Source organism: Streptomyces deccanensis (genome assembly GCF_022385335.1).
In the GTDB taxonomy this organism is placed as follows: domain Bacteria; phylum Actinomycetota; class Actinomycetes; order Streptomycetales; family Streptomycetaceae; genus Streptomyces; species Streptomyces deccanensis.
The window spans coordinates 9,978,298-10,001,490 of the sequence record NZ_CP092431.1 but is presented as its reverse complement, the minus strand read 5'-3'; the positions used below and the strand labels follow the sequence as shown (position 1 = coordinate 10,001,490).

Sequence of the window (23,193 nt, the reverse complement as noted above, 5' to 3'; positions counted from 1 at the left end):
ATGATTGAGCCAATCACCGGACTGAAAGCCGACAGCAGCCGAGCCGGGAGCGGGAAGCCGAAGATGGACGTGCACGTCAGGCTTGACGGGCAGCGTGACCTGTCCGGCCAGATCTATCGCCAACTGCGCACCGCGATCCACGACGGGTTGCTGCGGCCCGGTGATCGGCTGCCCCCGACCCGGGAGTTGGGGCGCCGCCTCGAGGTGGCCCGCAACACGGTCGGCGTCGCCTACGAACGGCTCGTCGCCGAGGGCTACGCGGACAGCAGGGTCGGCTCCGGGACCTACGTACGTACGACGGGCCTGCCCGCGGGCGGGACGGCGACCGACACCGACACCGACACCCCAACCCCCTCGGGGCTTCGCCCACGTGCCCTCTGGGCGGACTTGTCCCCATGGGCGGCTCCGGAGACCTCGGGACCGACTACGGCGGCCCACGACTTCCGGGTCGGCCTGCCGGACGCCCGGCTCTTCCCGTACGACGCCTGGCGTCCCCTGATCGCCCGGGAACTGCGCTTTTCGGCCGCCGGAACGGTCGGATACGGTGATCCGGCCGGCCACGCCGGGCTACGCGCCGCGCTCGCCCGGCACATCGGACTCTCCCGCGGTGTGCGGACCGGTCCGGACGACGTGCTGGTGACCACCGGCACGCAGCAGGCTCTGGACCTCATCGGGCGGGTGCTGCTGGACCCGGGTGATCGGGTGGCCGTCGAGGAACCCGGCTACCCACCCGCCCGGTTGCCGTTCCTGGCGCAGGGCGCCGAGGTAACGGGCGTACCGGTGGACGCCGAGGGTCTGCTGGTGGACGCCATCCCGCCGGACACCCGCGCCGTGTACGTCACCCCTGCCCACCAGTTCCCGCTCGGCATGGCGATGTCCCTGCGGCGCAGAGCGGCGCTGCTGCAGTGGGCGCGGCGGCACGGCGCGGCGGTGATCGAGGACGACTACGACAGCGAGTTCCGGTTCGGCGGGCGGCCGGTCGAAACGCTGCAGAGTCTGGACCGGGACGGACACGTCATCTATGTGGGTTCGTTCTCCAAGGTGATGCTGCCCTCCCTGCGCGTCGGCTTCCTGGTGGCGCCCGCCCCGCTGCGCACAGCGCTGCGCACCGCCAAGTACACCGTCGACTGGCACACAGCGGTCCCCACGCAGGCGGCGCTCGCCCGGTTCGTCGACGACGGGTTGCTCGCCCGGCACGTCCGCCGGATGCAGCACACGTACGCGAGCCGGCACCGAGCCATCACCGAGGCGCTCACCGACCACTTCGCGGACCTGACCACGTTGGTGCCGTCAGCCGCGGGCCTCCACGTGACCGCGTTCACCCGGGGCCACCTCACCGAGCCGGACGCCCTCGCGGACCTGGCCGTCCGGGCCCGGGCATCCGGAGTGGCGGTCTACACCCTGGCGGAGGTCGCCGCGAACCGGTCCGCCTGCCCGGGCTTCGTCTTCGGCTACGGCTCGATCAGCGCCCCGGACATCGAGCCGGGCCTGCACCGCGTACTCGGCCAGCCTCGAGAAAGCTGAACGCGGAAGGAGGCATACTGCCATGTCGACCACGCCACACAGCTCTGATCTGCGAGACAAGACCGATCAGCGGTACGCCCCTCTCGGCGGGAGCACCGGCCGAACTTCCTTCCTCAGGCGCCCGCAAGCGGCACGCGACCTCCAGCACCTCACCCCCACCCAGCGTCGACGCTTCCGCCGCGTCGTCTTGGATGCCTTCGTGCTTGATCTGGGCACCGGACCGGTCGCGCGAGGTGGCAGTACGGCCCGGCGACAGTGCTCGGCGCTGGCCACATCGTGTGGCACCGGACGGCGGCCACGGCGTCCTCAGCGACCCTGGCAAAGGCCATCTTGTCGGCCGGGAGCGTCACTTGGCGTCGATTACGCGAGCGCTGGGGCCGATACGGGCTACGAGCTGAGACGTATCTCCCCCTGGGTCACTTCTCCCGGGTGAAGCGGACGTCGAGGCTGCAGGGGTCGTCGGGGTCGTAGGTCGCGCAGAGGGTCTTGCCGCCGTCCACGACCGCGAAGCCGAGCGCGCAGTTCCAGTCCCAGTATGTGCGGGCCAGCCCGAGGCCGATCCAGGAACCCGAGCTCGCCGTCTTGTCTGTGTGGCTTCCGTTGGCGTCGTCGACGAAGAAGCCCCAACTGCCGCCGGATTTCCCGCCGGGGCAGTCGGCCGTGGCGAGCTTCTTGGAATCGAGGCCCGTGGCGGTGAACTCCCGATCGGCGGAGAAGGAGATCCTTTCGCCGTCCGGTCCCTTCCAATTCCCGACGATGCGCTCTGCCGGGACCTTCGCCGTATCCCCGGTGCCGTCGCACGCCGCCGCCAGCAAAAGGGGAAGCAAGACGATGGCAGCAATGGGGCCGGCCCTCAGGTGGTTCTTGAACACGCTGTCATCCTAGGGGCGGCAGGCCACCGGGCGGCCGCCTGGTAGACGCCGTCCTTGCCAGTGCTGTGACCAGGAACGTTCGCCAGATCGAGTTCTCTGAGCGCCGACAGGAAGGCCCGGGACCGAACGAGGGTAGGGGCCTTCTTCGCGGGCTGTCCCAGCTGCTCTGGGCTTGTTCTTTCACGTCTGCGCCTGTGCAGGGCCTGCGGCCGATGATTGTCAGTCTCCCGTACTACAGTGCCGGCTCGTGACCGATGCTGCCCACCGCACTGCTGCGGATGACGACGCGCTTCTCGAGCGGCTGCACGCCCTTGCTTGGGGTGCAGCAGAAGTGCCTCCGTCGCCTGGCTGTCTCCCGGACCAGCCTTTCCCACCGCTCACGATGCTCGACGTCGAGCGCGCAGAGGGGAAACTCGGGTACCGGCTGCCGACGTTGCTGCGGCGCATCTACACCGAGATCGGTGACGGAGGATTCGGGCCCGAAGGCGGCCTGGCGTCACTGGCACCGCGCCGTATCCCTCACTGGCATGTGCCGGACTGGTCTTGCGCCACAACCATCCATGACCAGCGCCCGGGGTGGGCACCGCCCGCGTCGTGGTTCTTCCTGACGGGCGGGGGTTGCACCATGGAGTGGTACGTCTCGCTGATAGCGGTTGATCACCCAGTGCTGCTCTGGGATGCCGACGGCTGGGAACCGGACTGGGGCCAGGACCCTCACGACGGCTTGCGATACGCGGCACCGTCGCTGCGCCAGTGGCTGTGGACGTGGGCAGACGGAGGCAACGTATGGGGTGACGTTCTGGCACAGCCCGAGGAGGTGCTGAGCACCGGGTTCGCTCAACAGAATCCGGGCTCGGATGGTGAGTCGTACGCCGTCACTCACCTGAGCATGGGCCGGACAGGCTGATAACCGGGGCCTCCCCCTGAGTGGTGGACACGCTGATACTGGATCTGCTTGATCCGGAGGAAGCGAGAACACCGCCGATGGCGATGAAGGACTACTCGGACGAGTTCAAGGCCGATGCCGTGGCCCTGTACGAGTCCACGCCCGGGGCGACCTACAAGAGCATCGCCGCTGACCTGGGCATCAACAGGGCGACGCTGCGTGAGTGGGTGCTGCGGGACCGGGAGCGTCGCGGCGTCGCCCCCGCGGCCGCTCGGTCAGGTGGGGCAGCGCCGGCCCGGGCAGGACAGCCGGCACCGTCCGCCGACCCGGACGAGCGGATCCGGCAGCTGGAGGCCCGGGTGGCCGAGCTTGAGGCGAGCGAACGGAAGCTGGCCACCGAGCGGGACATCCTGCGCAAGGCGGCCAAGTATTTCGCTCAGCGAGACGAACTGGTGAACCGCTTCCAGTTCGTCCACGACCACCGGGACGCCTTCGGCGTGAAGCGGTTGTGCCAGGTGCTGGGCGTGAACCGTTCCAGCTACTACAAGTGGCGGGACGCGGCCGACGCGCGGACCGCGCGGCAGGCCGCCGACCGGGCCCTGGCCGAACAGATCCGCGCCGTCCACGCCGACTCCGACGGTGCCTACGGCTCCCCGCGGATCACCGCCGAGCTCCGTGCCGAGGGCCGCAAGATCAATGAGAAACGGGTGGCCCGCGTGATGCGCAAGTTCTCCATAGCGGGCATACGCCTGCGAAGACGGGTCCGCACCACGATCCCGGAGCCGTCGGTGACACCGGTCCCGGACCTGTTCCAGCGGGACTTCACCGCCCCCGCGCCCGGGATCAAGTACATGGGCGACATCACCTACCTTCCCACCGGGGACGGCGACTTCCTCTATCTGGCCACTGTCCTGGACTGCTTCAGCCGCCGGGTGGTCGGCTGGTCCATCGCCGCCCACATGCGCACCGAACTCGTCGCCGACGCCCTGCACATGGCAGCCGCCACCCGCGGCGGTCTGAGCGGCGCGATCTTCCACTCCGATCACGGCGCCCAGTACACATCGCGTGAATTCGCCGACTTGTGCGGCGAGTTGGGGGTCACCCAGTCCATGGGCTCGGTCGGCACCTCCGCCGACAACGCCGCCTGCGAGAGCTTCCACGCCACCCTCAAGCGCGAGACCCTGCGCGGCGCCCACCACTACCCGGGAGCGGAACTGTGCCGACGGACCGTCTTCCGGTGGCTCACCCGCTACAACACCCGCCGCAGGCACTCCGCCAACGGACACCTCAGCCCCATGGCCTACGAAAATCAGCACCGGCAGGAGTCCGATAAGCTCACGCTGGCCGCATAACCACCCCGACGCGTGTCCACCTCCGCGGGGGAAGGCCCACCCTCGCATGATCACGCGGTCGCCCTGCTGAACCAAGGCTGGTCAGGAGGCAGGTGCGTTTTCTCCGGAAGGCGCGATGCTTTGTTGCTCCACGCCTATGCGCGGGGTCGCCTTGAGCAGGACGGTGCCAATGATCAGGGCGGTCAGCGTGGATCCGGCCGCGGCGAGGAAGGCCGCGTGGTAGCCGCTGGCCAGCGATCCCGCCTCGGTCTTCCCCGCGGCGGTGAGGCTGTTCGTACGCGCGCTGACGAAAGCGCTCAGTACGGTCAGGCCAATGGCGCCCCCCCCCCCCGCTGCTGAGTGGTGGTGAACAGCCCCGAGGCGATGCCTGGCTCGGCGAGCGTAACGGCAGACATACCGAGCCCCATGATGGCGGGCGCGGCCAGGCCGAAGCCCAGCCCCATCCCGACAGCATGACGAACGCCCCGCCAATGAGGGCGAGTCCCAGCAGGAGCATCGCGCGCCGGCCGATCCTGGTGATGAGACGGGTTGAAAGGCCGAGGGACGCCACCGCGATCACCACAGCGACGGGCACGAACCCATACCGGCCTGGAGCGAGCCAGCGGCAGGAGCGGCTTGACAGCTGTGGCCTGGCGGGCGACGAACCCGATCAGCAACAGGGAAGACACCGGTCCGAGCAGCAAGGTCTGGAGCGCTCCCCAGCCGACACGCCCAGCGTCCACGACGGTGTACACCAAGAGCATCATGCCGGCCATGACCAACAAGGCTCCCAGGAAGTCAGTGCCCTTGCCCATCCCCTCGCCGCGTTCCCGAGGGAGCACTCGCACACCGACCAGAACGAGGACGGCACCGATCGGTGCGTTGATGAAGAAGATCCAGTGCCAGCTGAGCAGATCGGTGAGAGCGCCGCCGAGCGATCACGTGGCGGGCCCGTGGAGCATCAGCATCCTGGTCGCTGCCGCGCATGGCCCCGTCAGGTTCACCGAGCTGGAACGCTCCATCGAAGGCATCAGCCGACGAATGCTCAACTTGAATCTGCGCAGACTTGAACGCGACGGCCTGTTGACGAGGACCGTTCATCCCGCCGTGCCGCCGAAGGTCGAGTACAACCTCACTTCCATGGCACGAGAGTTGCACTCATACCTCACACCGGCCTCGTGGAACGGGCGGAGCAACATCGTGGTTCCATCGCCCAGGCCCGAACTGCCTACGACTCCACAGCCGCGGCCGCGCAAGCCGGTCAGTCTCACCCGTAGCCGAGCGGTGCGATAGGGCAGTGATGCGCAGGGTGTACACGCATCTACCCCTGAACGTCACAGATCATGTTTTCGAGAACGTCCCGCACCCAGCCGACCTGACGCTAGCGTGATCGATATGACGGCTGAGGGGGAAGCGACAGAGGACGAGGCACTGGTCGGCGGCATGGTGAACGCGGGCGCCGTCTTCCGGCGGGGCTCCCTGGTGGAACGCCCAGCCCCGCGCACCGCGCGGGCCCTCCACGCTCACTTCCTCGCGCTGAAAGAGCACGGCTTCCACGCGGTTCCGACGCCGGTCGGTCTCACCGCGGACGGCCGCGAACGGCTGACCTTCATCCCGGGCGATGTCGCTCTGCCACCGTTTCCGCGCTGGGTGATGACCGAGACCGCGCTGAGATCGGTGGGAAGCATGCTGCGACGCCTACACGATGCCAGCGCGGTCATCGCGGTCGACACAGGTGTCGAGTGGCCCAGGGACCTCGCCGACCCGGAGGGAGGGACGATGCTGTGCCACAACGATGTGTGTCCGGACAACGTCGTGTTCCGCGACGGTCGTGCGGCTGCTCTGATCGATTTCGACCTGGCGGCCCCCGGCCGGCCGCTGTGGGACGTCGCCATGACCGCCCGCTACTGGATTCCGATGCTCGACCCCGCGTCCGCGGCGGCTCTCTACCCCGCGGGACTGGATGCCCCGGCACGACTGCGGATCCTCGCCGACAGTTACGGCCTCTCCCCGCAGCAGCGCGCCGAACTGCCCGGCGTCATCGAACAGGCCACCGCATCCTGCCGGGCCTTCGTCGCTGACCGAGTGGCGGACGGTGACCCCACCTATACGCGGGTACTGGCCGAGCGTGGTGGCTGGCAGCGCTGGGACCGCATCGAGGGGTGGCTGGCAGCACACTGCGAGTTGTTCACCGCTGTCCTGCTGAAGTGAGGGCTCAGACCACAAGGCGCAAGGTGAGCTTGCGCTTTGACCTTGTTGGTCACGTTCGGTGGCGGTCGCGAGGCGCTTGACGGTCTATCAGCGTCGCCCCCCGGACCGACCGCCCAGGCGAGGACGGCTCCGGCCACGACTCGGGCCAGGCTGAACTCCCCGGACTGGGTTTCAGTGCACGCGCCGGGGAGGGCGCCTCCACGTGCGGGTTGGGGATCCCCGGCGGTCCGGGCCGACCGGGGCGAGCCTGCCGGACTCTGTCTTGCCTGCAGCGGCTGGGACTGCTGCACATCCGTCACGACGTGGTCGTGCTGCACATGAGGATGTGGCCCGATGAGGTCCGCCGTTCACCCACCGCTATACGAGGCTGTGGGGCAGCCATCGAGGCCATGCGGGCGGGCAGTGACATGCTGGCCGTCCCGGAGACGGAGACTGCGGGGAAGACGGCGTCGAAGCGGCCTCGTCGCAGTGTCTGCGGTTGGTCCGTCGAGGATGCCAAGGTGCTGTTCGGGGCGGCAGTGGGTGCAGGCGAGCAGCGCGGCGGCGAGCACTCGGCGGAGCCTCGTCCGGTCGGCGGGAAGGCTGCGCTCTCCGTTGGCGTAGCAGTCGCCGGCGTGGACCGTGACGGGCGGGCGTCCGGTACCGATGCCGAGTTCGACGATCCAGTCCGGCCGGGGCGGTCGGGGGCGCTGTCATCGCTCCTGCTCGGCTTCCCGCTGCCGCAGACCGGCGATCTTGCGGTCGACGCGCTCCAACCACATCACATGCCACACCAGCACCCTGTGCTTTCAACTCGCCAAACCCTACTGCTGGATGTGTGCGTGGCGGACTGCCGACCCGGGCGGGCATGAGGGCACGGCTGAGTGGCGTCACGTGTGCGTGTCGAGTCTGTCGGCAGGTACTCGTTCGATGCGGGTCCAGCCGCTCCAGCCGCGCTCCTTCAGAATCGCCAGCACCAGTTCGGCGCCCGGTGCGGACTCGAGCATGGTTGAGTCCATCAGGGCGACGAACTGATCGTCGAAGCCGTCGGCACCCGCCTCGCCGGCCTCCACGGCGCGAATCATCAGGCGCTCCAGGATGTCGGCGACCTCGACGATCCGTGGATCGCCTGCCGGCCAGTCGGGCTCTCCGGTGAAGTAGCTGTAGAGCCTCACCATGTCGGGGTCGTCCAACTCCTCATGCTTCTTGGCGATCACGGAGTCGATCAGGTCCGGCACCTGTGCGGAAATCATGATCCAGGCATCCCGCTCAAGCTCGATGTACCGCTCCCCGACGCCGAGACCGCGCAACCGGTCGAGGTAGCCCACGACGCACTGCGGAAGCGCCAGGTGCTCTCCGGCGGCGAGTCGGGCGAGCCGGCGGCGGGTGCTCTGCAGCCGCCGGATCTCGGCGCGCAGATCCTTGTCGATCTCCTGGACACCGCCGGCGAACTCCTCTGGGTCTGCGTCGAGGAGTTCCTGCACCCTGGCCAGCGGCACGCCTGCATCGGCCAGGGTGCGGATCCTGATCAGTCGCACGACCGCGGCGGCGCCGTAGATCCGGTACCCGGACCGGTCGCGCTCGGGCTCGGGCAGCAGCCCGACCTTGTGGTAGTGGCGTACCGCCCGTACCGTCACCCCGGCGTACGCCGCAAGCTGGCTGATGGTGAGCATGGTTCTCAGACTGCCTCAGGCGATCTTCCGGCGATAGGCGGCCAACGCGAAGACGTACGCCACGACGAGGATGCCGACGCACCAGGCGAGGGCGGTCCAGATGTCGTCGCCGACCGGTCGGCCGGTGAAAAGGGCACGGATGGTGTTGACGATCGAAGTCACCGGCTGATGCTCGGCGAACCAGCGCACGGGGCCCGGCATCGTCCTTGTGGGCACGAACGCCGAGCTCACGAACGGCAGGAAGATGAGCGGGTAGGCGAACGCGCCCGCTCCCTCGACCGACGACGCGGAGAGCCCGGGAATCACGGCGAGCCAGGTCAGCGCCAGAGTGAACAGGAGCAGGATGCCGGCAACCGCGAGCCATGCCCACACTCCCGCCCCTGAGCGGAAGCCCATGAGCAGGGCGACGCCCACGACGAGGACGAGCGCGATCAGGTTGGCGACCAGGGAGGTGACGACATGCGCCCACAGCACACCTGAGCGTGCGATCGGCATGGACTGGAATCGCTCGAAGATCCCGCTCTTCACATCGGTGAACAGCCGGTACGCGGTGTAGGAGATGCCCGATGCGATGGTCATGAGCAGGATGCCGGGCAGCATGTAGTTCACGTACGGAACCGGCCCGGTGCTAATCGCGCCTCCGAACACGTAGACGAACATCAGCATCATGGCGACCGGCGTGATGACGGTCGTGATGATGGTGTCCATGCTGCGTGTGACATGGCGCAGGGTCCGCCCCGTGAGCGCGGCCGTGTCGCTGAAGAAGTACGCGGTCATCCTTGTCCCCCATTGGTCGCGCCAGTGACGCCGCTCTTGTCGCCACCGCCGATGACGGCGAGGAAGACCTCCTCCAGAGTCGGCTGCCTCTCGACGTACTCGACCCTGGCGGGCGGGAAGAGCTGCTTGAGCTCGGCAAGGGTGCCGTTCACGATGATCCGACCCTGGTGGAGGATCGCGATCCGGTCGGCGAGCTGCTCGGCCTCGTCGAGGTACTGCGTGGTGAGCAGCACCGTCGTGCCGTACTCGGCGAGCTCCTTGACGGCGTGCCACACCTCGATGCGCGCCTCGGGGTCGAGCCCGGCCGTCGGCTCGTCCAGGAAGATCACCGACGGATCTCCGATGAGGCTCATCGCAATGTCCAGCCGACGGCGCATCCCGCCCGAATACGTGGACACCTTCCGCGGGCCGGCGTCGGTCAGCGAGAAACGCCGCAACAGGTCATCCGCGACCGCCCCCGGGTTCTTGAGGTGGCGCAGTCTGGCGACGAGGGCGAGGTTCTCCCGACCGCTGAGGATCTCGTCGACGGCCGCGAACTGCCCGGTGAGGCTGATGGACTCCCGCACGTTCGCCGGTCGCACGGCGATGTCGAAGCCATGGACGCTTGCTGTCCCCGCGTCGGCCTTCAGGAGCGTGGCGAGGATCCTCATGGTCGTGGTCTTGCCCGCCCCGTTGGACCCGAGCAAGGCGAAGATGCTGCCCCGCGCCACTTCGAAGTCCACACCACGCAGCACTTCGAGCTTCCCGTACGACTTCTCCAGACCCTGCACGCGAATCGCCGGGCCGGCGCTTGATTGGGCCGTCATGGTCATCTGCCTCCTTCGTGGAGCTGCTCCAGGCGACTGCGTGGAAGCTCCCTGCCGGAAGCATGAAGGGTTGCCCCAGCGTCAAGGTCAAGCCGCTCTCCGAGTTCGGCGTCGACGGCCTCGTCAATGGTTAGCCCGGGGTGGCGTTGATGGCGTGAGGACATCCGCGAGACATTCCGAAGCCGGCGAGGGCGGTGACCGTCAAGCAGCGCGAGCACCTGCGTGAAGCCACGCAGGCACTGGGCCGCTCCCGTCGGCTGCCGCGTCGTTTCGTCGCCGCCGCCCGCCCCTTACGAGTTGGTGCGTGATAGCGGGTGAGGCGTGTTTGGCCTGGGCGTGACCTGTACTCAGACGTTGATGGTGCGGTCGGAGACGAGGCTGGCAATGGCGCGGTAGGTGTCGGGCAGGCAGTCGCGGCGGTGGGTCCAGCGCGTCAGTTGTTTCCAGCGTTTGTGGTCGGCGAGGGCATGTTCGACGGTGATGCGGTCGGAGGAGTGTTCGTGGCGGTCGCGTTCCCACTGCTGGACTCTGCCGGGCAGTGCTCCGGGCCGGGGTTTTCTGGGTGGGGTGATGGCTTGTCCGCGGTGGTCGCGGCTCAGGCCGAGGTAGCCGTCGTCCAAGAGGACCTCGACGTCGGGGAAGTGCTGGAAGCAGACGGCGATGCCCTCGTTGCGGGCGGCCGTGGCATCGTGCATACGACCAGGCCGCAGGGTGTCGGTCCATAACGTGCGGCCCCGCCAGTCGGCGATGACGGTGGCCTTCATGGTGTTCTGCTTCTTCTTCCCGGAGACGAATGCGCGCCGTCCGCCGCGGCTAGGCCGGTGGTCGGCGGACCTGGATCTCAGTGGCATCCAGGCGCAGCTCGATGCCCTCGGCCTGGGCGTAGGCGAAGACGTCCGCCAATGTCCGAAGTCGCAGGCTGGGGCGGTCGGGGACCGCGCACCCCGCGTGGCCAGGAGCGTACGTATCTCTGCGATCGCACGGGTGATGGTCGAACGGTCGACACCGAACAGCAGCCCCAGGACTGAGTGCGGCAGGTCGTGCCGTAGATGGATCAGTGTGGCCACCAGCCGGTCGACGAAGACCAGCTGGTGGCGGGCGCCGGCTCCCGCTGCCCGCTTCCTGGCCCCACCTCGTGCAGCATGGCGACGACCCTCGACTCCGGCTTGCCACGGCACCGCCAACTCCTCGATCAGGCAGGCGAGGTGACGCCGAGAGATCCCTGTGAACAGCCGGTGGGCCAGCACCGCCCGATTGACCATGATCGTCACAGACGGATCATGCCACCGGCCAGGCACGACGCCTCACCCGCTATCACGCACCAACTCGTTACTGATCTCGGCTCGTTAGGGTGATGTTTGCTGAACTTGCCGATGTGGGTGCGGTGTTGTCGGTAGTCCATGGCGTGTGAGATAGGGGCCTCCCCCTGAGTGGTGGACACGCTGATACTGGATCTGCTTGATCCGGAGGAAGCGAGAACACCGCCGATGGCGATGAAGGACTACTCGGACGAGTTCAAGGCCGATGCCGTGGCCCTGTACGAGTCCACGCCCGGGGCGACCTACAAGAGCATCGCCGCTGACCTGGGCATCAACAGGGCGACGCTGCGTGAGTGGGTGCTGCGGGACCGGGAGCGTCGCGGCGTCGCCCCCGCGGCCGCTCGGTCAGGTGGGGCAGCGCCGGCCCGGGCAGGACAGCCGGCACCGTCCGCCGACCCGGACGAGCGGATCCGGCAGCTGGAGGCCCGGGTGGCCGAGCTTGAGGCGAGCGAACGGAAGCTGGCCACCGAGCGGGACATCCTGCGCAAGGCGGCCAAGTATTTCGCCGGCGAGACGAACTGGTGAACCGCTTCCAGTTCGTCCACGACCACCGGGACGCCTTCGGCGTGAAGCGGTTGTGCCAGGTGCTGGGCGTGAACCGTTCCAGCTACTACAAGTGGCGGGACGCGGCCGACGCGCGGACCGCGCGGCAGGCCGCCGACCGGGCCCTGGCCGAACAGATCCGCGCCGTCCACGCCGACTCCGACGGTGCCTACGGCTCCCCGCGGATCACCGCCGAGCTCCGTGCCGAGGGCCGCAAGATCAATGAGAAACGGGTGGCCCGCGTGATGCGCAAGTTCTCCATAGCGGGCATACGCCTGCGAAGACGGGTCCGCACCACGATCCCGGAGCCGTCGGTGACACCGGTCCCGGACCTGTTCCAGCGGGACTTCACCGCCCCCGCGCCCGGGATCAAGTACATGGGCGACATCACCTACCTTCCCACCGGGGACGGCGACTTCCTCTATCTGGCCACTGTCCTGGACTGCTTCAGCCGCCGGGTGGTCGGCTGGTCCATCGCCGCCCACATGCGCACCGAACTCGTCGCCGACGCCCTGCACATGGCAGCCGCCACCCGCGGCGGTCTGAGCGGCGCGATCTTCCACTCCGATCACGGCGCCCAGTACACATCGCGTGAATTCGCCGACTTGTGCGGCGAGTTGGGGGTCACCCAGTCCATGGGCTCGGTCGGCACCTCCGCCGACAACGCCGCCTGCGAGAGCTTCCACGCCACCCTCAAGCGCGAGACCCTGCGCGGCGCCCACCACTACCCGGGAGCGGAACTGTGCCGACGGACCGTCTTCCGGTGGCTCACCCGCTACAACACCCGCCGCAGGCACTCCGCCAACGGACACCTCAGCCCCATGGCCTACGAAAATCAGCACCGGCAGGAGTCCGATAAGCTCACGCTGGCCGCATAACCACCCCGACGCGTGTCCACCTCCGCGGGGGAAGGCCCGCGACCTGGGCGGAGGTAAAAGAGTCCGGGCGGCCTGTGGGGGCTACATCTGCTTCGAGGACGAGGCAGGCTTCACCCGCCGACCGCCCAGGGGGCGCACCTGGGGCCGGCGCGGCCACACCCCGCAGGTGACGGTGAGCGGACGACGCTCGGGCCGACTGTCCGTGGCCGGGATGATTGCCATGCGGCCCGGCTCCCGGACCCGGCTGTGCCACCGCCTGCGCACCCACCGAGCGGGCAAAGGCAAACGTCGCAGCATGGGCGAGCGGGACTTCATCGCGCTGATCGACGGCGTCCACCAGCTCGTCAAGGCGCCCCTCGTGCTGGTGTGGGACCGCCTGAACACCCACGTCTCCCGCGCCATGGGCGAGCTGATCGCCGAGCGTGAGTGGCTGACGGTATTCCTGCTGCCCGCTTACTCACCCGACCTCAACCCGGTCGAGTGGGTATGGGCGCACGTCAAGCACAGCCTGGCCAACCTCGCAGTCGTTGCCCTCGACCGGCTCGAAGCACTCGTACGCAACCGGCTCAAGCGCCTTCAGTACCGGTCCGGCATCCTCGACGGCTTCATAGCGGGCACCGGCCTGGCCCTCGACGAACCAGCGTCACCCTGACGAGCCGAAGTCAGTAACCGTCCTCGTCACCCTCGGCGGCCTGTGGCACGGGGCGTGGTGTACGCGCTGGCCGCCCATGCCATGGCCCCGGACTCGGCGGGGTGCCGTACGTCCTGCTGTCCGCGGTCAGGGGTTCGTGGTCGCCTACAGCGCCGACAGGACCCGGCTGGCGATCGGTGGGCGCGACGCCACCGCCGAACGGGTACGCCGGATCTGGGGCTCGTCTCCAGGCGCGACCAGCGAGCGTCGGTCATCGGCGTCAGCGCCAGCCCGCGACGAAGACGCGCGCTTCGAGTGGGAGGAATTGCGCCGTCACTGCCGCGAGTAGCCCCTGCCCGCAGCCACTGCCTTGAGGTCGTGGCTCCATTCGTCGCCTCGTGCGATGGATCTGCGCCCCTCATCCACCCGATCGCTGCAGGAATGCGCCTCTGGGCTTAACTGTCTCCTTGATCGCGAGCCCGACCGTGGTGGTCCTGGTCACCGTGCGAGTACATGGCACACCTCGGAGGCCAGCCTGTCGGCCTCGTCGAGGGCGGCAGTGAGCGTGTCCGGAGTGGTGCCGAGCGTGGAGAACAGCGCGTGAGCCCGTCCGGCGAAGTCCGCAGGGGCGACAGCGAGTTCTCCTGCGGACCGAACCGCTCCCTTCTCGTTGAGCACCCAACTCCTGGCATGGGCGTGGAGGGCATGCACGAGGAGTCCGACCGCGCGGAAGAGACAGCCAGCGACATGAAAGACGTCACCACGAGCTGCCCCTTTGCGGGCGCCGGCCAGGATGAACGGCGCCTCCCATTGCGCGTTGTCGATAAGCGCTTGGCGCAGCGGCTCGGGATAGAGGCGGGTCTGCTTCTGCAGGGTTTGAAGCTCGCCACTGGGGTCGGCGAGGACACGGCCCAGGGCCACTTCACCGGCATAGGCGTGTGAGTACACCCCCAGGGGATGGCCGGGCTGGGCACCGATCTCGAACTGCCCAGCGCTGCACTCTTGCCAGATGCGGTGCACTCGGTCCAGGTCGCGATAGATCCAGTCGACGCGGTGACCGTCGATAATCAGCCAGCCGCCACCGTCCACCCACGGTCCCCAGCCGCCCGGCTCGGTCACCTCCACCGGGTCACCGGTCAGCTCGGCCGCGAGCACACGCAGGGCAGCGGTATCCAGTGGTAGGCGGTAGTACAGGCCCAGGTCGTAGTCGGAATCGGGGCTGTGCATACCGGTTGCCCGGCTCCCTCCCAGACACACAGCGACGACGCCGCTGACACCGACCAGCCGATTCGCGATCTCCACCAAGCGCTCCACGAGCCACAGTCTGCAGAGGCAGATCACCGGCCGCGACCCCTTTACCCGGCGCCCGCACCCGGGGCGTTCACTTTGCGAGTGAAGTGCAGACAAGCACCGAGATGCGACATCGGGCTCGCCAGTTCGTACTTACCGGCGTCATCGACTGGAGGCTCTACGTCGACATCCTCCGTCCACGTCCCGACCACACCTCATGGCTCCACGAGCCATAGAGACAACACCGCGAGCGCGAGCAGGACAGCGCCCCGTACGGGGAATGCGCAGCCTCATGACCTGTACACCACTCCTGCCGCAGGGAGACGCATTCGCATCCATCGCGAAGCTCGACGGGTGCGGTTCTCCTCCCAGGGGCAGCCAAGATGGCGATAGACGGTCCGGTGGGAGGAGCACTGGGAGCCAGCCTCACCGCCACCGACGGCGACGCGGTACGCATCCGCCCGCTCGCCGACGGGGACTCGACCGTTGACTGCCCGCCCCGGCGACTCCGCCACCTGGGCATGGAGCGTGTCGGTCGCCGAACCCGGCGACCATGACCTGGCTTTGACCCTCACCACCTACCAGGGCGACACGATCCGCGCCCCTGACGATCCATCCTCCGCGTCGACGACACATGGCCACACCGCATCGACGCACTGCTCGCCTGGGGCTGGGTCGCGTTCGCACTCACGGCGGTCATCGCGTTCCGGGCACCGGTGGCGAGTAGGGGCTTCGCTCCATGCCGCTCATCGCAAGAGGGAAGGGAGGTAACGCCCTTTCAGGGGCTGGCTGTTGCGGCGCGGAAGGCGCTGGGGCTCACGCCCCGATGGCGTTTGAAGGCGGCGCTGAAGCCGAAGGCATCGGCGTAGCCGACAGACTTGGCGATCAGAGCGATGGAGGAGTCGGTGTCGGACAGGAGTGCCTCGGCCTCGTCCATACGGCATTCGGTGAGGTAGGTCAGCGGCGGGCGACCCATCACCTCGGTGAAGCGCTTGGCGAAGAGCGCTCGGGAGACACCGCATTCGGTGGCGAGCGCCTCTACCGTCCATCCCTTGGAGGGCCGGGCGTGGAAGGCTTCGAGGGCGGGGGCGAGGATCGGGTCGCCCAGGCCGCGGTACCAGTCGGGGGCTTCCGAGCCCGCCCGGTCGAACCAGGTACGCAGCGTACACACCAGGGCCCAGTCCAGCAGTCGGTCCATCAGAGCCTGGGAGCCGGCCGAGCGCAGGGCGGCGTCGGCGGCGGCCGTCTCCAGCCAGGCGCAGACCTCTGTGCCCTCGTTGATCACGAGTACGGGCGGCAACGCGCGAAGCAGTCGTTCGTGGCGATGGCCCGACGCGCGGTAGGCGCCCACGATCAGTGCGGTTGCTCCGTACGGTTCGTTGCCCCAGCGGATGCCGCCGAGGTCTTGGGCAGTGCATTCGGCATCCGCTGCGAAGCACGCGATTTCGTACTCGATGTGTGGGCGGTCGAGGGTGGCCGGCTGGTCCACGAGGTGAAATGTGTCGGAGCCGCGCACGATGGCCGTGTCGCCGACGCCGACCGCTTGTTCGGCGCCGTCGGGCAGCAGCAGGATGCCCCCTCCCCGCAACACGCTGACCATCGTGAGCGGGGCGCCGTCGGCGAAGCGGATGCTCCAGGGCGCTTCCAGCACGGCGTGGCTGACGACCGAGCGCTCGGCCCGGATGCCACTGAGCAGCGCACTCAACGGATCCATGGATGCCATCGTAGACGAACTCCTATGCGGCGAAGCGTTTCTCCCATGGATCATCTAATTGATCACGGGTGTACTGGACTGGTCGAACTGACCGAGACCAGCCAGGAGAAACCGTGTCGCACCGCAGCAGCGCTGCCAGGACCGCCCTTGTGGTCATCGCACACCATCGGGCCGATTCCCTCACCGCGCACACCGCCCGCCGTACCGCCGCGCGACTCGAGACCGCCGGATACCGCGTCGACCTGCTCGACCTGCACGCCGAAGGGTTCGACCCGCGGATGAACGAGGCGGACCAGCCGGACTGGGGCAACCGGGAGAAGCCGTACTCGGACGAAGTCCAGGCCCATATGCAGCGTGTTCTCGACGCCGATGTCGTCGTCGCTGTGTTCCCCGTGTACTGGCAGAGCGTGCCCGCCCTCCTCAAGGGCTGGATCGATCGCGTGTGGAACTACGGATTCGCCTACGGCCGCAGCAAGCCCCGCCTCGCGGGCAAGCGCATGCTGTGGCTGGGCCTGGCCGGCGCCACCTCTGACGACCCCATCACAGAGGGAATGCGGGCCGTGCTGGAGACCAACCTGAGCGAGGGCATCGCCTATTACTGCGGATTCTCCTACTCCTCCGTCGCCCTGCTCCCCGACGCCGAGGAACGCCCGCAGCGCATCGATGCCGAGGGCAATCTGCTGGTTGGCGACGCGGTTGCGGGAGCCGAGCGCGAGGCGCAGTATGCCGAGTTCGACCGCCGCGCGCGAAAGGCCGTGGAAGGGTTCCTTACGGCGGAACTGGTGACGGCCTGAGCACGGGCGAGGGCTCCCGCGCTGTCCGGTGCTACTCAGAGACGGGGCTCTCTACCAGAAACGGACTCAACGACCTCTGAGACCAGCCATGTCCGTACCGACTTCGGCGTTTTCGGACCCGGCGACACCGTGAGGTGAAATGTCGAAGGAACGGCGGCGGTGCTGCACGAGCGATGGCCGGACCCGGGCCTGTGAACGGGCTGAGCAGGCGAGCGGGCCGTACTGCTTCGTGGGCTTCCACCGACCCTGCTGCTCTCCCGTCGGAAGCAACCGGGTCGGCGGAGCCGGTCGGGTTACGTGTCGGAGATGTCGAGCTTGCTCACCAGGATGGCCGAGGTGTCGTGCTCCCAGACGATGAAGTACTTGCCGGGCGCGTACTCGTCGCCCATCGGGTAGGTGTCCCAGCCGGCGCCGGTGCCGGCCGGTGTCGGGTCGGTGGGGCCGGCGGGGTTGGCGAACAGCTTGCTGCTCGACCAGGCGCTACCGGGGTTCTTGGTCCGGTAGTTCAGGACCTGCCGGATCGGGTCCGAGTCGGTGTTGTAGATGGTCAGATACCGGCCGGTGCTGTCCTTGGTGAAGTAGCTCTTGGAGTCGTTGTTGGGCACGTTGGTGTCCAACGCGAGGTTGCTCCAGGACTCGCCGCCGTTCGTGCTGGTGGCCGTCAGAGCGAACGTCGGTGATGTGCCGTCAGGGGGACTGCTGCGGGCGACCATGAGCAGTTTGTTCGGGTCGTCCTGCGAGATGACCAACTGCGGTTCGCCGGGCAGGTGGTCGGTCGGGTTCGGGGCGGCGGTGCCGGCCGTCCAGTCGCGGAGGTTGTCGGAGTACAGCGCCCCGACCTGCCTGCCTGTCCACCAGGCCGGCATGACGTATCTTCCGTCGGCCATCTGGACCGGACGTCCGGCGAGGGCGAGGTTCCCGTGGTCGGCGAGCGGCAGATTGACGGTGAAGTCGTGCCAGGTGTGCCCCCCGTCGGTGCTCTCCTTGGCGACGATGGCGTCGATCGGCAGGCCTCTGCGGTTGGCGGGCGAGGTTCTGCCCATGTACGCGAGGATGCGGTCGCCCGTCTTGTAGAGCTCGACGTAGTGCCAGGAGTGTTCGCTGGTCTCCTGCGCCAGCGTCTGCGGACGGCTCCAGCTCGCGCCGCCGTCGGTGGTGTACGAGTACCGGATGTACCCGTGGTCCACGACGGGTCCCGAGGTGTCGGTGATCACGGTGGCGGTGGTGCCCTCCCGCCACACCACGACCGCGTCGTTCGCGCTCGTGCTGATGATGTCGGGGGTGCGGGGCCCGTCGCCCTCGGTCGCCGTGTTCTGGTAGGCGACCTTCGGGGCGGAGATACTCGCGGCGGACGCGCGGTCCGGGGCGATGAGCAGGGTCACGAGCAGCGCGGCGACGAGACCGAGGAGACCTGCCAGGAGGGCCGGCCGGGGCTGTCGCGAGGCACGTTGTTCCGTTACCAGAGCCATTGCTGATCCTTGTTCGTGCCGCAGGTCCACTGAGCGGGCTTGACTCCGTTGGCCGTTTCGGTGCTGAGGACGGCCAGGCAGAACTTGCTGTTGGCGTTCGTCAGCCGGTCGATGGAGTCGTGTGCCCAGACCTGCACGCCGCCGCCACCGCCGTCACAGGTCGACTGGACGGAGATGGCGCCCTGGACCTTGCTGTTGCTCGCCACGGCGAGACATCTTCCGCTCGCCAGGTTCTTCACCTGGTAGCCACCCGTCACGGGAATGAGCGCCCAGTACTGGGTCTCGCTGGTGCTGCACGTCCACTGGATCAGCTCGGCGCCTTCGACGTCCGTGTTGGGGCCCGGCACGGCGAGGCACTTTCCGGTGCCCTGGTTGTAGAGCCGGGCGTAGACGGGGTCCGCCGCGGCCTCGGCGGTGACCGCCGCGGTCGTGGTGGTGTTGGTGGTTCTGGTGGTGGTCGTGGTGGTGTTGGTGGTCGCCGCCGCCGTCGCCGTGCCGGTGAGTGACGATCCGGTCAGGACAGGCGCGGCCAGCAGGGCGACGGCCGCCATGGCGAGGGGAATCCGGAAGGGTCTACCCATGGAGGAGTTCTCTCGATTCGGGTGCAACGTACGTGCTCATCACGCCACCAGAATGCGGAGCGGGTCCTGACACTGTCGTTATCACTGGATCTACAACGTTTTGACGCTGCGTCTACTCGCCCTCGAACAGTGCCTGGAATTCCCTTGTCACCAACCAGCCGTACTCTGCGCTGACCGCCACCACCACGCCGAAAGCGGCACGGACCTTACGATCGAGACGTGACGATCAAGTACGAGTGGCGGGGCGACTTCGACGACGCTGCCCTCAACGCCCTGCACGCGGACGGCTTCGGCCACCCTGTTACTCGGACCGACTGGCGAGAACGACTTGAGCGCCACAGTCTCGGCTGGGTCTGCGCCTGGGAAGACGGCTCACTGATCGGGTTCGTCAATGTGGCCTGGGACGGCGGAGTCCACGCCTTCATCCTGGACACGGTGGTCGCCCGGCATCGCCAAAAGAGAGGTGTCGGCGCCGCCTTGGTCGCAGCTGCGGCTCACGAAGCGCGTGCCGCGAAGTGTGAATGGCTCCACGTCGACTTCGAGGAGCACCTGCGCTCGTTCTATTTCGACACCTGCGGCTTCAAGGAGACGACGGCCGGTCTGATTGCCTTGTGACCGCCGCGGGCCGAGCTCTGAGCCAGGCTGCACAGGACCGAGACGTAAGCGGGGAAATCGCTACCGCCGGCGGGGCCTCCCCCTGAGTGGTGGACACGCTGATACTGGATCTGCTTGATCCGGAGGAAGCGAGAACACCGCCGATGGCGATGAAGGACTACTCGGACGAGTTCAAGGCCGATGCCGTGGCCCTGTACGAGTCCACGCCCGGGGCGACCTACAAGAGCATCGCCGCTGACCTGGGCATCAACAGGGCGACGCTGCGTGAGTGGGTGCTGCGGGACCGGGAGCGTCGCGGCGTCGCCCCCGCGGCCGCTCGGTCAGGTGGGGCAGCGCCGGCCCGGGCAGGACAGCCGGCACCGTCCGCCGACCCGGACGAGCGGATCCGGCAGCTGGAGGCCCGGGTGGCCGAGCTTGAGGCGAGCGAACGGAAGCTGGCCACCGAGCGGGACATCCTGCGCAAGGCGGCCAAGTATTTCGCCGACGAGACGAACTGGTGAACCGCTTCCAGTTCGTCCACGACCACCGGGACGCCTTCGGCGTGAAGCGGTTGTGCCAGGTGCTGGGCGTGAACCGTTCCAGCTACTACAAGTGGCGGGACGCGGCCGACGCGCGGACCGCGCGGCAGGCCGCCGACCGGGCCCTGGCCGAACAGATCCGCGCCGTCCACGCCGACTCCGACGGTGCCTACGGCTCCCCGCGGATCACCGCCGAGCTCCGTGCCGAGGGCCGCAAGATCAATGAGAAACGGGTGGCCCGCGTGATGCGCAAGTTCTCCATAGCGGGCATACGCCTGCGAAGACGGGTCCGCACCACGATCCCGGAGCCGTCGGTGACACCGGTCCCGGACCTGTTCCAGCGGGACTTCACCGCCCCCGCGCCCGGGATCAAGTACATGGGCGACATCACCTACCTTCCCACCGGGGACGGCGACTTCCTCTATCTGGCCACTGTCCTGGACTGCTTCAGCCGCCGGGTGGTCGGCTGGTCCATCGCCGCCCACATGCGCACCGAACTCGTCGCCGACGCCCTGCACATGGCAGCCGCCACCCGCGGCGGTCTGAGCGGCGCGATCTTCCACTCCGATCACGGCGCCCAGTACACATCGCGTGAATTCGCCGACTTGTGCGGCGAGTTGGGGGTCACCCAGTCCATGGGCTCGGTCGGCACCTCCGCCGACAACGCCGCCTGCGAGAGCTTCCACGCCACCCTCAAGCGCGAGACCCTGCGCGGCGCCCACCACTACCCGGGAGCGGAACTGTGCCGACGGACCGTCTTCCGGTGGCTCACCCGCTACAACACCCGCCGCAGGCACTCCGCCAACGGACACCTCAGCCCCATGGCCTACGAAAATCAGCACCGGCAGGAGTCCGATAAGCTCACGCTGGCCGCATAACCACCCCGACGCGTGTCCACCTCCGCGGGGGAAGGCCCGGCTTCGGCCAGCCATTCGACCTCGTCGAGGAAATCGTCGATGGTCGTCGAGATCGTCGATGGTCGGGGTGGGGTCCCGGTGGGCAGCGCATTGATGTGCCGGAAGTGCCTCATACCGCCATAGAGTCGGGGCTCTCCGCCGCGCGCACGTGTTTGGCCGTCACACTCTTGGCCGTGCGTACGAATGCGTCTCGTGTCGCGGCCGGGATGCCCGGACCCCATGTCAGCACCAGTTGCGTCGATGGCACATCCGTCACCGGAACCGCCACGACGGCGGATCCGATCCGGTCGGTCGCGCTCGCCCCCACCAGCACGATCAATTCGCCCATCGCGACCTGGTCGATGATGTCGTCGAGCGTGCTCTCCGGCCATTCCGGCCGGAAAAGCCCGGGCAGCAGGGGCCCCGACGCGTTCGGTGGCTGTGTGGTAGACGCGTGGGTCGGGTTTGGCGACGCCGATGCGGGCGGTGTTCACCACCGCGTGAGCCAGGGTGTCCAGGCCTTGGCGGGCGAGGCCCTGTTCCAGCCGGGTCGGTCGGCGGCCACCGCGGCCCGCCCTTGCTCGTCGGTGACCTTCTCGGTGACGGCCGGGTGGACGCGGGCTCGTCGTGAGCGGGCCAGTGCCGTAGCCCGCCGTCGATGTCGCAGAGCACAGCGGCGTACGGCTCGAGAGAGCCGGCCGGACAGTTCTCAGTCATGCCCGCAGTCTGCTCTGCCACGCTGACGGGGACACTCATCCGGACACTCGACGGGGCGCACGGGTGGACCGTGTTACCTCTCGCGGCATCGGGCCTCTCACGGCGCGTCGCCGCGCACATCGGCCCGCCCGCGTGGACTTCGTCCGGAGCGGACGCCTACCCGGAGCGGAGGATCGGTTCACTCGGCAAGGGTGAACCGCTGCCCGACAGCAGGCCGTGGGCCAGCGGTGTCGCCGCGTGCTCGACCCGTTTGCCGGCACGGCGGCTGACGATCAGGCCGGCCCCGCGCAGGACCCCGATCTGATAGCTCGCACTGGCCGGTGCCAGGTGGAGGGCCTGGGCCACCTCGGTCGTCGTGCGCGTACGGTGACCGGCCACCTCGACAAGGACCGCGGTTCTCGTCCGACCCAGCAGCCGTTCCAGCCCTGCCTCGCCGGTGAGCGCGTTGTCGAACGGCTGCTTCGCGACCGGGTAGACGAGGACCGGATCGAGGCCGGGGTCGGCGAGCGCCGTGGGTCTTCGCCAGCAGAAGTACGACGGCACGAGCGTCAGTCCGCGTCCTTCCAGGCGCAGTTCGCGCTCGACGGGATAGTCGACGTCCAGATACGGAGGGTTCCATCGGGCGAACGGGCGCAGCCCGGCGAGGAGAGCCCCGGTGCCTCCGCCGAGCGCCGTCCGCGCGCGGACGGCGACGTCGTCGCCCACCGCCGAGCGCACCTGGCGCCAGTACGGTTCCAGTAGCACCCGGAAGGAGTCCCGCAGGGCGTCCGCGATCAACAGCAGTGTGGGGGTGGGCCGTTCGTGCGGGCCCCGCACCCATCCCGGCAGCGGCCGCGAGGCCGCGAGCAGGGTGAGTTCCGCCGCCAGCCGGTCCCGGGGGGTGGCGCGGACCATTTCGAGCGCCGCGTCCAGGTACTCACCCGTGACCGGCGGCGTCAGGAAGTCGGGGATGTACCCGGTGGCCGGAATGAAGGTGCGCAGCGTGCGCAGGGCGGCGTCGGCGCGGCTGTCCCGCGACAGGAGGTGGGTGGACCGCCGGCGCCAGTGACCGAACTCCAACGGCCCCTGATCCGTCTGTAGACGACAGACGGCACACATCAACTCCCATAGGGGGTCAGGTTGTTGAGTCAGGCGTACGTTCTCCAGATCGCGCCAGCCGAAGTGGATGC

Annotated in this window: 19 protein-coding genes and 3 pseudogenes; 10 read left to right on the top strand and 12 right to left on the bottom strand. The window is 68.4% G+C overall.

Annotated elements, in window-relative coordinates; genetic code table 11:
• The first annotated feature begins 63 nt into the window (after positions 1–63).
• The gene (gene pdxR, locus L3078_RS43990; RefSeq protein WP_239760080.1) at positions 64–1,524 is read left to right on the top strand and encodes a MocR-like pyridoxine biosynthesis transcription factor PdxR; all 1,461 of its coding nucleotides are present in this window, start codon (positions 64–66) and stop codon (positions 1,522–1,524) included.
• A gap of 416 nt (positions 1,525–1,940) precedes the next feature.
• Here pdxR and L3078_RS43985 read toward each other — a convergent pair whose 3' ends face one another.
• Positions 1,941–2,396 (bottom strand): hypothetical protein, encoded by a 456-nt coding sequence (locus L3078_RS43985; RefSeq protein ID WP_239760079.1) that lies wholly within the window; start codon positions 2,394–2,396, stop codon positions 1,941–1,943.
• A gap of 247 nt (positions 2,397–2,643) precedes the next feature.
• Between L3078_RS43985 and L3078_RS43980 the strand changes: the two genes are divergently transcribed.
• From L3078_RS43980 to L3078_RS43965, 4 genes and pseudogenes are all read left to right on the top strand, one after another.
• Positions 2,644–3,303, top strand: coding sequence for an SMI1/KNR4 family protein (locus tag L3078_RS43980; RefSeq protein WP_239760078.1), 660 nt, complete (start codon positions 2,644–2,646; stop codon positions 3,301–3,303).
• 77 nt (positions 3,304–3,380) lie between these two features.
• A complete protein-coding gene (locus L3078_RS43975; protein WP_239760730.1) occupies positions 3,381–4,634 on the top strand; it encodes an IS3 family transposase in 1,254 nt (417 codons plus the stop codon).
• 864 nt (positions 4,635–5,498) lie between these two features.
• Positions 5,499–5,890 (top strand): annotated as a pseudogene (locus tag L3078_RS43970) (winged helix-turn-helix transcriptional regulator).
• 118 nt (positions 5,891–6,008) lie between these two features.
• The gene (locus L3078_RS43965; RefSeq protein WP_239760077.1) at positions 6,009–6,824 is read left to right on the top strand and encodes a phosphotransferase; all 816 of its coding nucleotides are present in this window, start codon (positions 6,009–6,011) and stop codon (positions 6,822–6,824) included.
• 347 nt (positions 6,825–7,171) lie between these two features.
• On the opposite strand, the gene L3078_RS43960 is transcribed toward L3078_RS43965, so the two are convergent.
• The 5 genes and pseudogenes from L3078_RS43960 to L3078_RS43940 all read right to left on the bottom strand — a co-directional run bounded on the left by L3078_RS43960 (position 7,172) and on the right by L3078_RS43940 (position 11,321).
• The gene (locus L3078_RS43960; protein ID WP_275593238.1) at positions 7,172–7,486 is read right to left on the bottom strand and encodes a DUF6233 domain-containing protein; all 315 of its coding nucleotides are present in this window, start codon (positions 7,484–7,486) and stop codon (positions 7,172–7,174) included.
• Between the two features lie 207 nt (positions 7,487–7,693).
• Complete coding sequence (locus tag L3078_RS43955; RefSeq protein WP_239760076.1) at positions 7,694–8,476, bottom strand: MerR family transcriptional regulator; 783 nt, start codon at positions 8,474–8,476, stop codon at positions 7,694–7,696.
• 15 nt (positions 8,477–8,491) lie between these two features.
• Entirely contained in the window at positions 8,492–9,253 is a 762-nt protein-coding gene (locus L3078_RS43950) for an ABC transporter permease (RefSeq protein WP_239760075.1), read from the bottom strand.
• Positions 9,250–10,059 carry an ABC transporter ATP-binding protein gene (locus L3078_RS43945; RefSeq protein ID WP_239760074.1) on the bottom strand — a complete coding sequence of 270 codons (810 nt, stop codon included), beginning with the start codon at positions 10,057–10,059 and terminating at the stop codon, positions 9,250–9,252. Before L3078_RS43945 ends, L3078_RS43950 begins: the two co-directional genes overlap by 4 nt.
• A gap of 347 nt (positions 10,060–10,406) precedes the next feature.
• A pseudogene (locus L3078_RS43940) lies at positions 10,407–11,321 on the bottom strand (transposase).
• Positions 11,322–11,546: 225 nt separating this feature from the next.
• Between L3078_RS43940 and L3078_RS43935 the strand changes: the two are divergent.
• Together L3078_RS43935 and L3078_RS43930 are read left to right on the top strand one after the other, a co-directional pair.
• Positions 11,547–12,799 (top strand): IS3 family transposase gene (locus tag L3078_RS43935; RefSeq protein WP_239760151.1). Its coding sequence is split into 2 segments (ribosomal slippage): positions 11,547–11,889 and positions 11,889–12,799, totalling 1,254 coding nucleotides; the frame shifts between segments, so codons are not numbered across the junction.
• Positions 12,800–12,831: 32 nt separating this feature from the next.
• Positions 12,832–13,451: pseudogene (locus L3078_RS43930) on the top strand (transposase); the annotation flags it as partial.
• Positions 13,452–13,928: 477 nt separating this feature from the next.
• On the opposite strand, the gene L3078_RS43925 reads toward L3078_RS43930, so the two are convergent.
• Together L3078_RS43925 and L3078_RS43920 are read right to left on the bottom strand one after the other, a co-directional pair.
• A complete protein-coding gene (locus L3078_RS43925) occupies positions 13,929–14,744 on the bottom strand; it encodes a nucleotidyltransferase domain-containing protein (protein ID WP_239760073.1) in 816 nt (271 codons plus the stop codon).
• A gap of 754 nt (positions 14,745–15,498) precedes the next feature.
• Positions 15,499–16,434 (bottom strand): AraC family transcriptional regulator, encoded by a 936-nt coding sequence (locus L3078_RS43920; protein WP_239760072.1) that lies wholly within the window; start codon positions 16,432–16,434, stop codon positions 15,499–15,501.
• 113 nt (positions 16,435–16,547) lie between these two features.
• Here L3078_RS43920 and L3078_RS43915 point away from each other — a divergent pair, with 113 nt between their 5' ends.
• Positions 16,548–17,228 carry an NAD(P)H oxidoreductase gene (locus L3078_RS43915; protein WP_239760071.1) on the top strand — a complete coding sequence of 227 codons (681 nt, stop codon included), beginning with the start codon at positions 16,548–16,550 and terminating at the stop codon, positions 17,226–17,228.
• A 293-nt stretch (positions 17,229–17,521) separates the two neighbouring features.
• On the opposite strand, the gene L3078_RS43910 is transcribed toward L3078_RS43915, so the two are convergent.
• Complete coding sequence (locus tag L3078_RS43910) at positions 17,522–18,697, bottom strand: sialidase family protein (RefSeq protein WP_239760070.1); 1,176 nt, start codon at positions 18,695–18,697, stop codon at positions 17,522–17,524.
• Positions 18,685–19,278, bottom strand: coding sequence for an RICIN domain-containing protein (locus L3078_RS43905; RefSeq protein ID WP_239760069.1), 594 nt, complete (start codon positions 19,276–19,278; stop codon positions 18,685–18,687). Before L3078_RS43905 ends, L3078_RS43910 begins: the two co-directional genes overlap by 13 nt.
• A 219-nt stretch (positions 19,279–19,497) precedes the next feature.
• Here L3078_RS43905 and L3078_RS43900 point away from each other — a divergent pair, with 219 nt between their 5' ends.
• A complete protein-coding gene (locus tag L3078_RS43900; RefSeq protein ID WP_239760068.1) occupies positions 19,498–19,893 on the top strand; it encodes a GNAT family N-acetyltransferase in 396 nt (131 codons plus the stop codon).
• Between the two features lie 143 nt (positions 19,894–20,036).
• Positions 20,037–21,289 (top strand): IS3 family transposase gene (locus L3078_RS43895; protein ID WP_239760725.1). Its coding sequence is split into 2 segments (ribosomal slippage): positions 20,037–20,376 and positions 20,376–21,289, totalling 1,254 coding nucleotides; the frame shifts between segments, so codons are not numbered across the junction.
• A 148-nt stretch (positions 21,290–21,437) separates the two neighbouring features.
• On the opposite strand, the gene L3078_RS43890 is transcribed toward L3078_RS43895, so the two are convergent.
• Complete coding sequence (locus L3078_RS43890) at positions 21,438–21,656, bottom strand: hypothetical protein (RefSeq protein WP_239760067.1); 219 nt, start codon at positions 21,654–21,656, stop codon at positions 21,438–21,440.
• Positions 21,657–22,180: 524 nt separating this feature from the next.
• Positions 22,181–23,083, bottom strand: a complete 903-nt coding sequence (locus tag L3078_RS43885; RefSeq protein WP_239760066.1) for an ArsR/SmtB family transcription factor — start codon at positions 23,081–23,083, stop codon at positions 22,181–22,183.
• Positions 23,084–23,193: the final 110 nt, after the last annotated feature.

Excerpts from the sequence above, each read along its gene's own strand:
- pdxR (WP_239760080.1), top strand. The coding sequence starts at position 64 with ATGGACGTGCACGTCAGGCTTGACGGGCAGCGTGACCTGTCCGGCCAG.
- L3078_RS43975 (WP_239760730.1), top strand. The coding sequence starts at position 3,381 with ATGGCGATGAAGGACTACTCGGACGAGTTCAAGGCCGATGCCGTGGCC.
- L3078_RS43965 (WP_239760077.1), top strand. The coding sequence starts at position 6,009 with ATGACGGCTGAGGGGGAAGCGACAGAGGACGAGGCACTGGTCGGCGGC.
- L3078_RS43955 (WP_239760076.1), bottom strand. The coding sequence starts at position 8,476 with ATGCTCACCATCAGCCAGCTTGCGGCGTACGCCGGGGTGACGGTACGG.
- L3078_RS43950 (WP_239760075.1), bottom strand. The coding sequence starts at position 9,253 with ATGACCGCGTACTTCTTCAGCGACACGGCCGCGCTCACGGGGCGGACC.
- L3078_RS43945 (WP_239760074.1), bottom strand. The coding sequence starts at position 10,059 with ATGACGGCCCAATCAAGCGCCGGCCCGGCGATTCGCGTGCAGGGTCTG.
- L3078_RS43920 (WP_239760072.1), bottom strand. The coding sequence starts at position 16,434 with ATGGATCCGTTGAGTGCGCTGCTCAGTGGCATCCGGGCCGAGCGCTCG.
- L3078_RS43910 (WP_239760070.1), bottom strand. The coding sequence starts at position 18,697 with ATGGCTCTGGTAACGGAACAACGTGCCTCGCGACAGCCCCGGCCGGCC.
- L3078_RS43905 (WP_239760069.1), bottom strand. The coding sequence starts at position 19,278 with ATGGGTAGACCCTTCCGGATTCCCCTCGCCATGGCGGCCGTCGCCCTG.
- L3078_RS43890 (WP_239760067.1), bottom strand. The coding sequence starts at position 21,656 with ATGGGCGAATTGATCGTGCTGGTGGGGGCGAGCGCGACCGACCGGATC.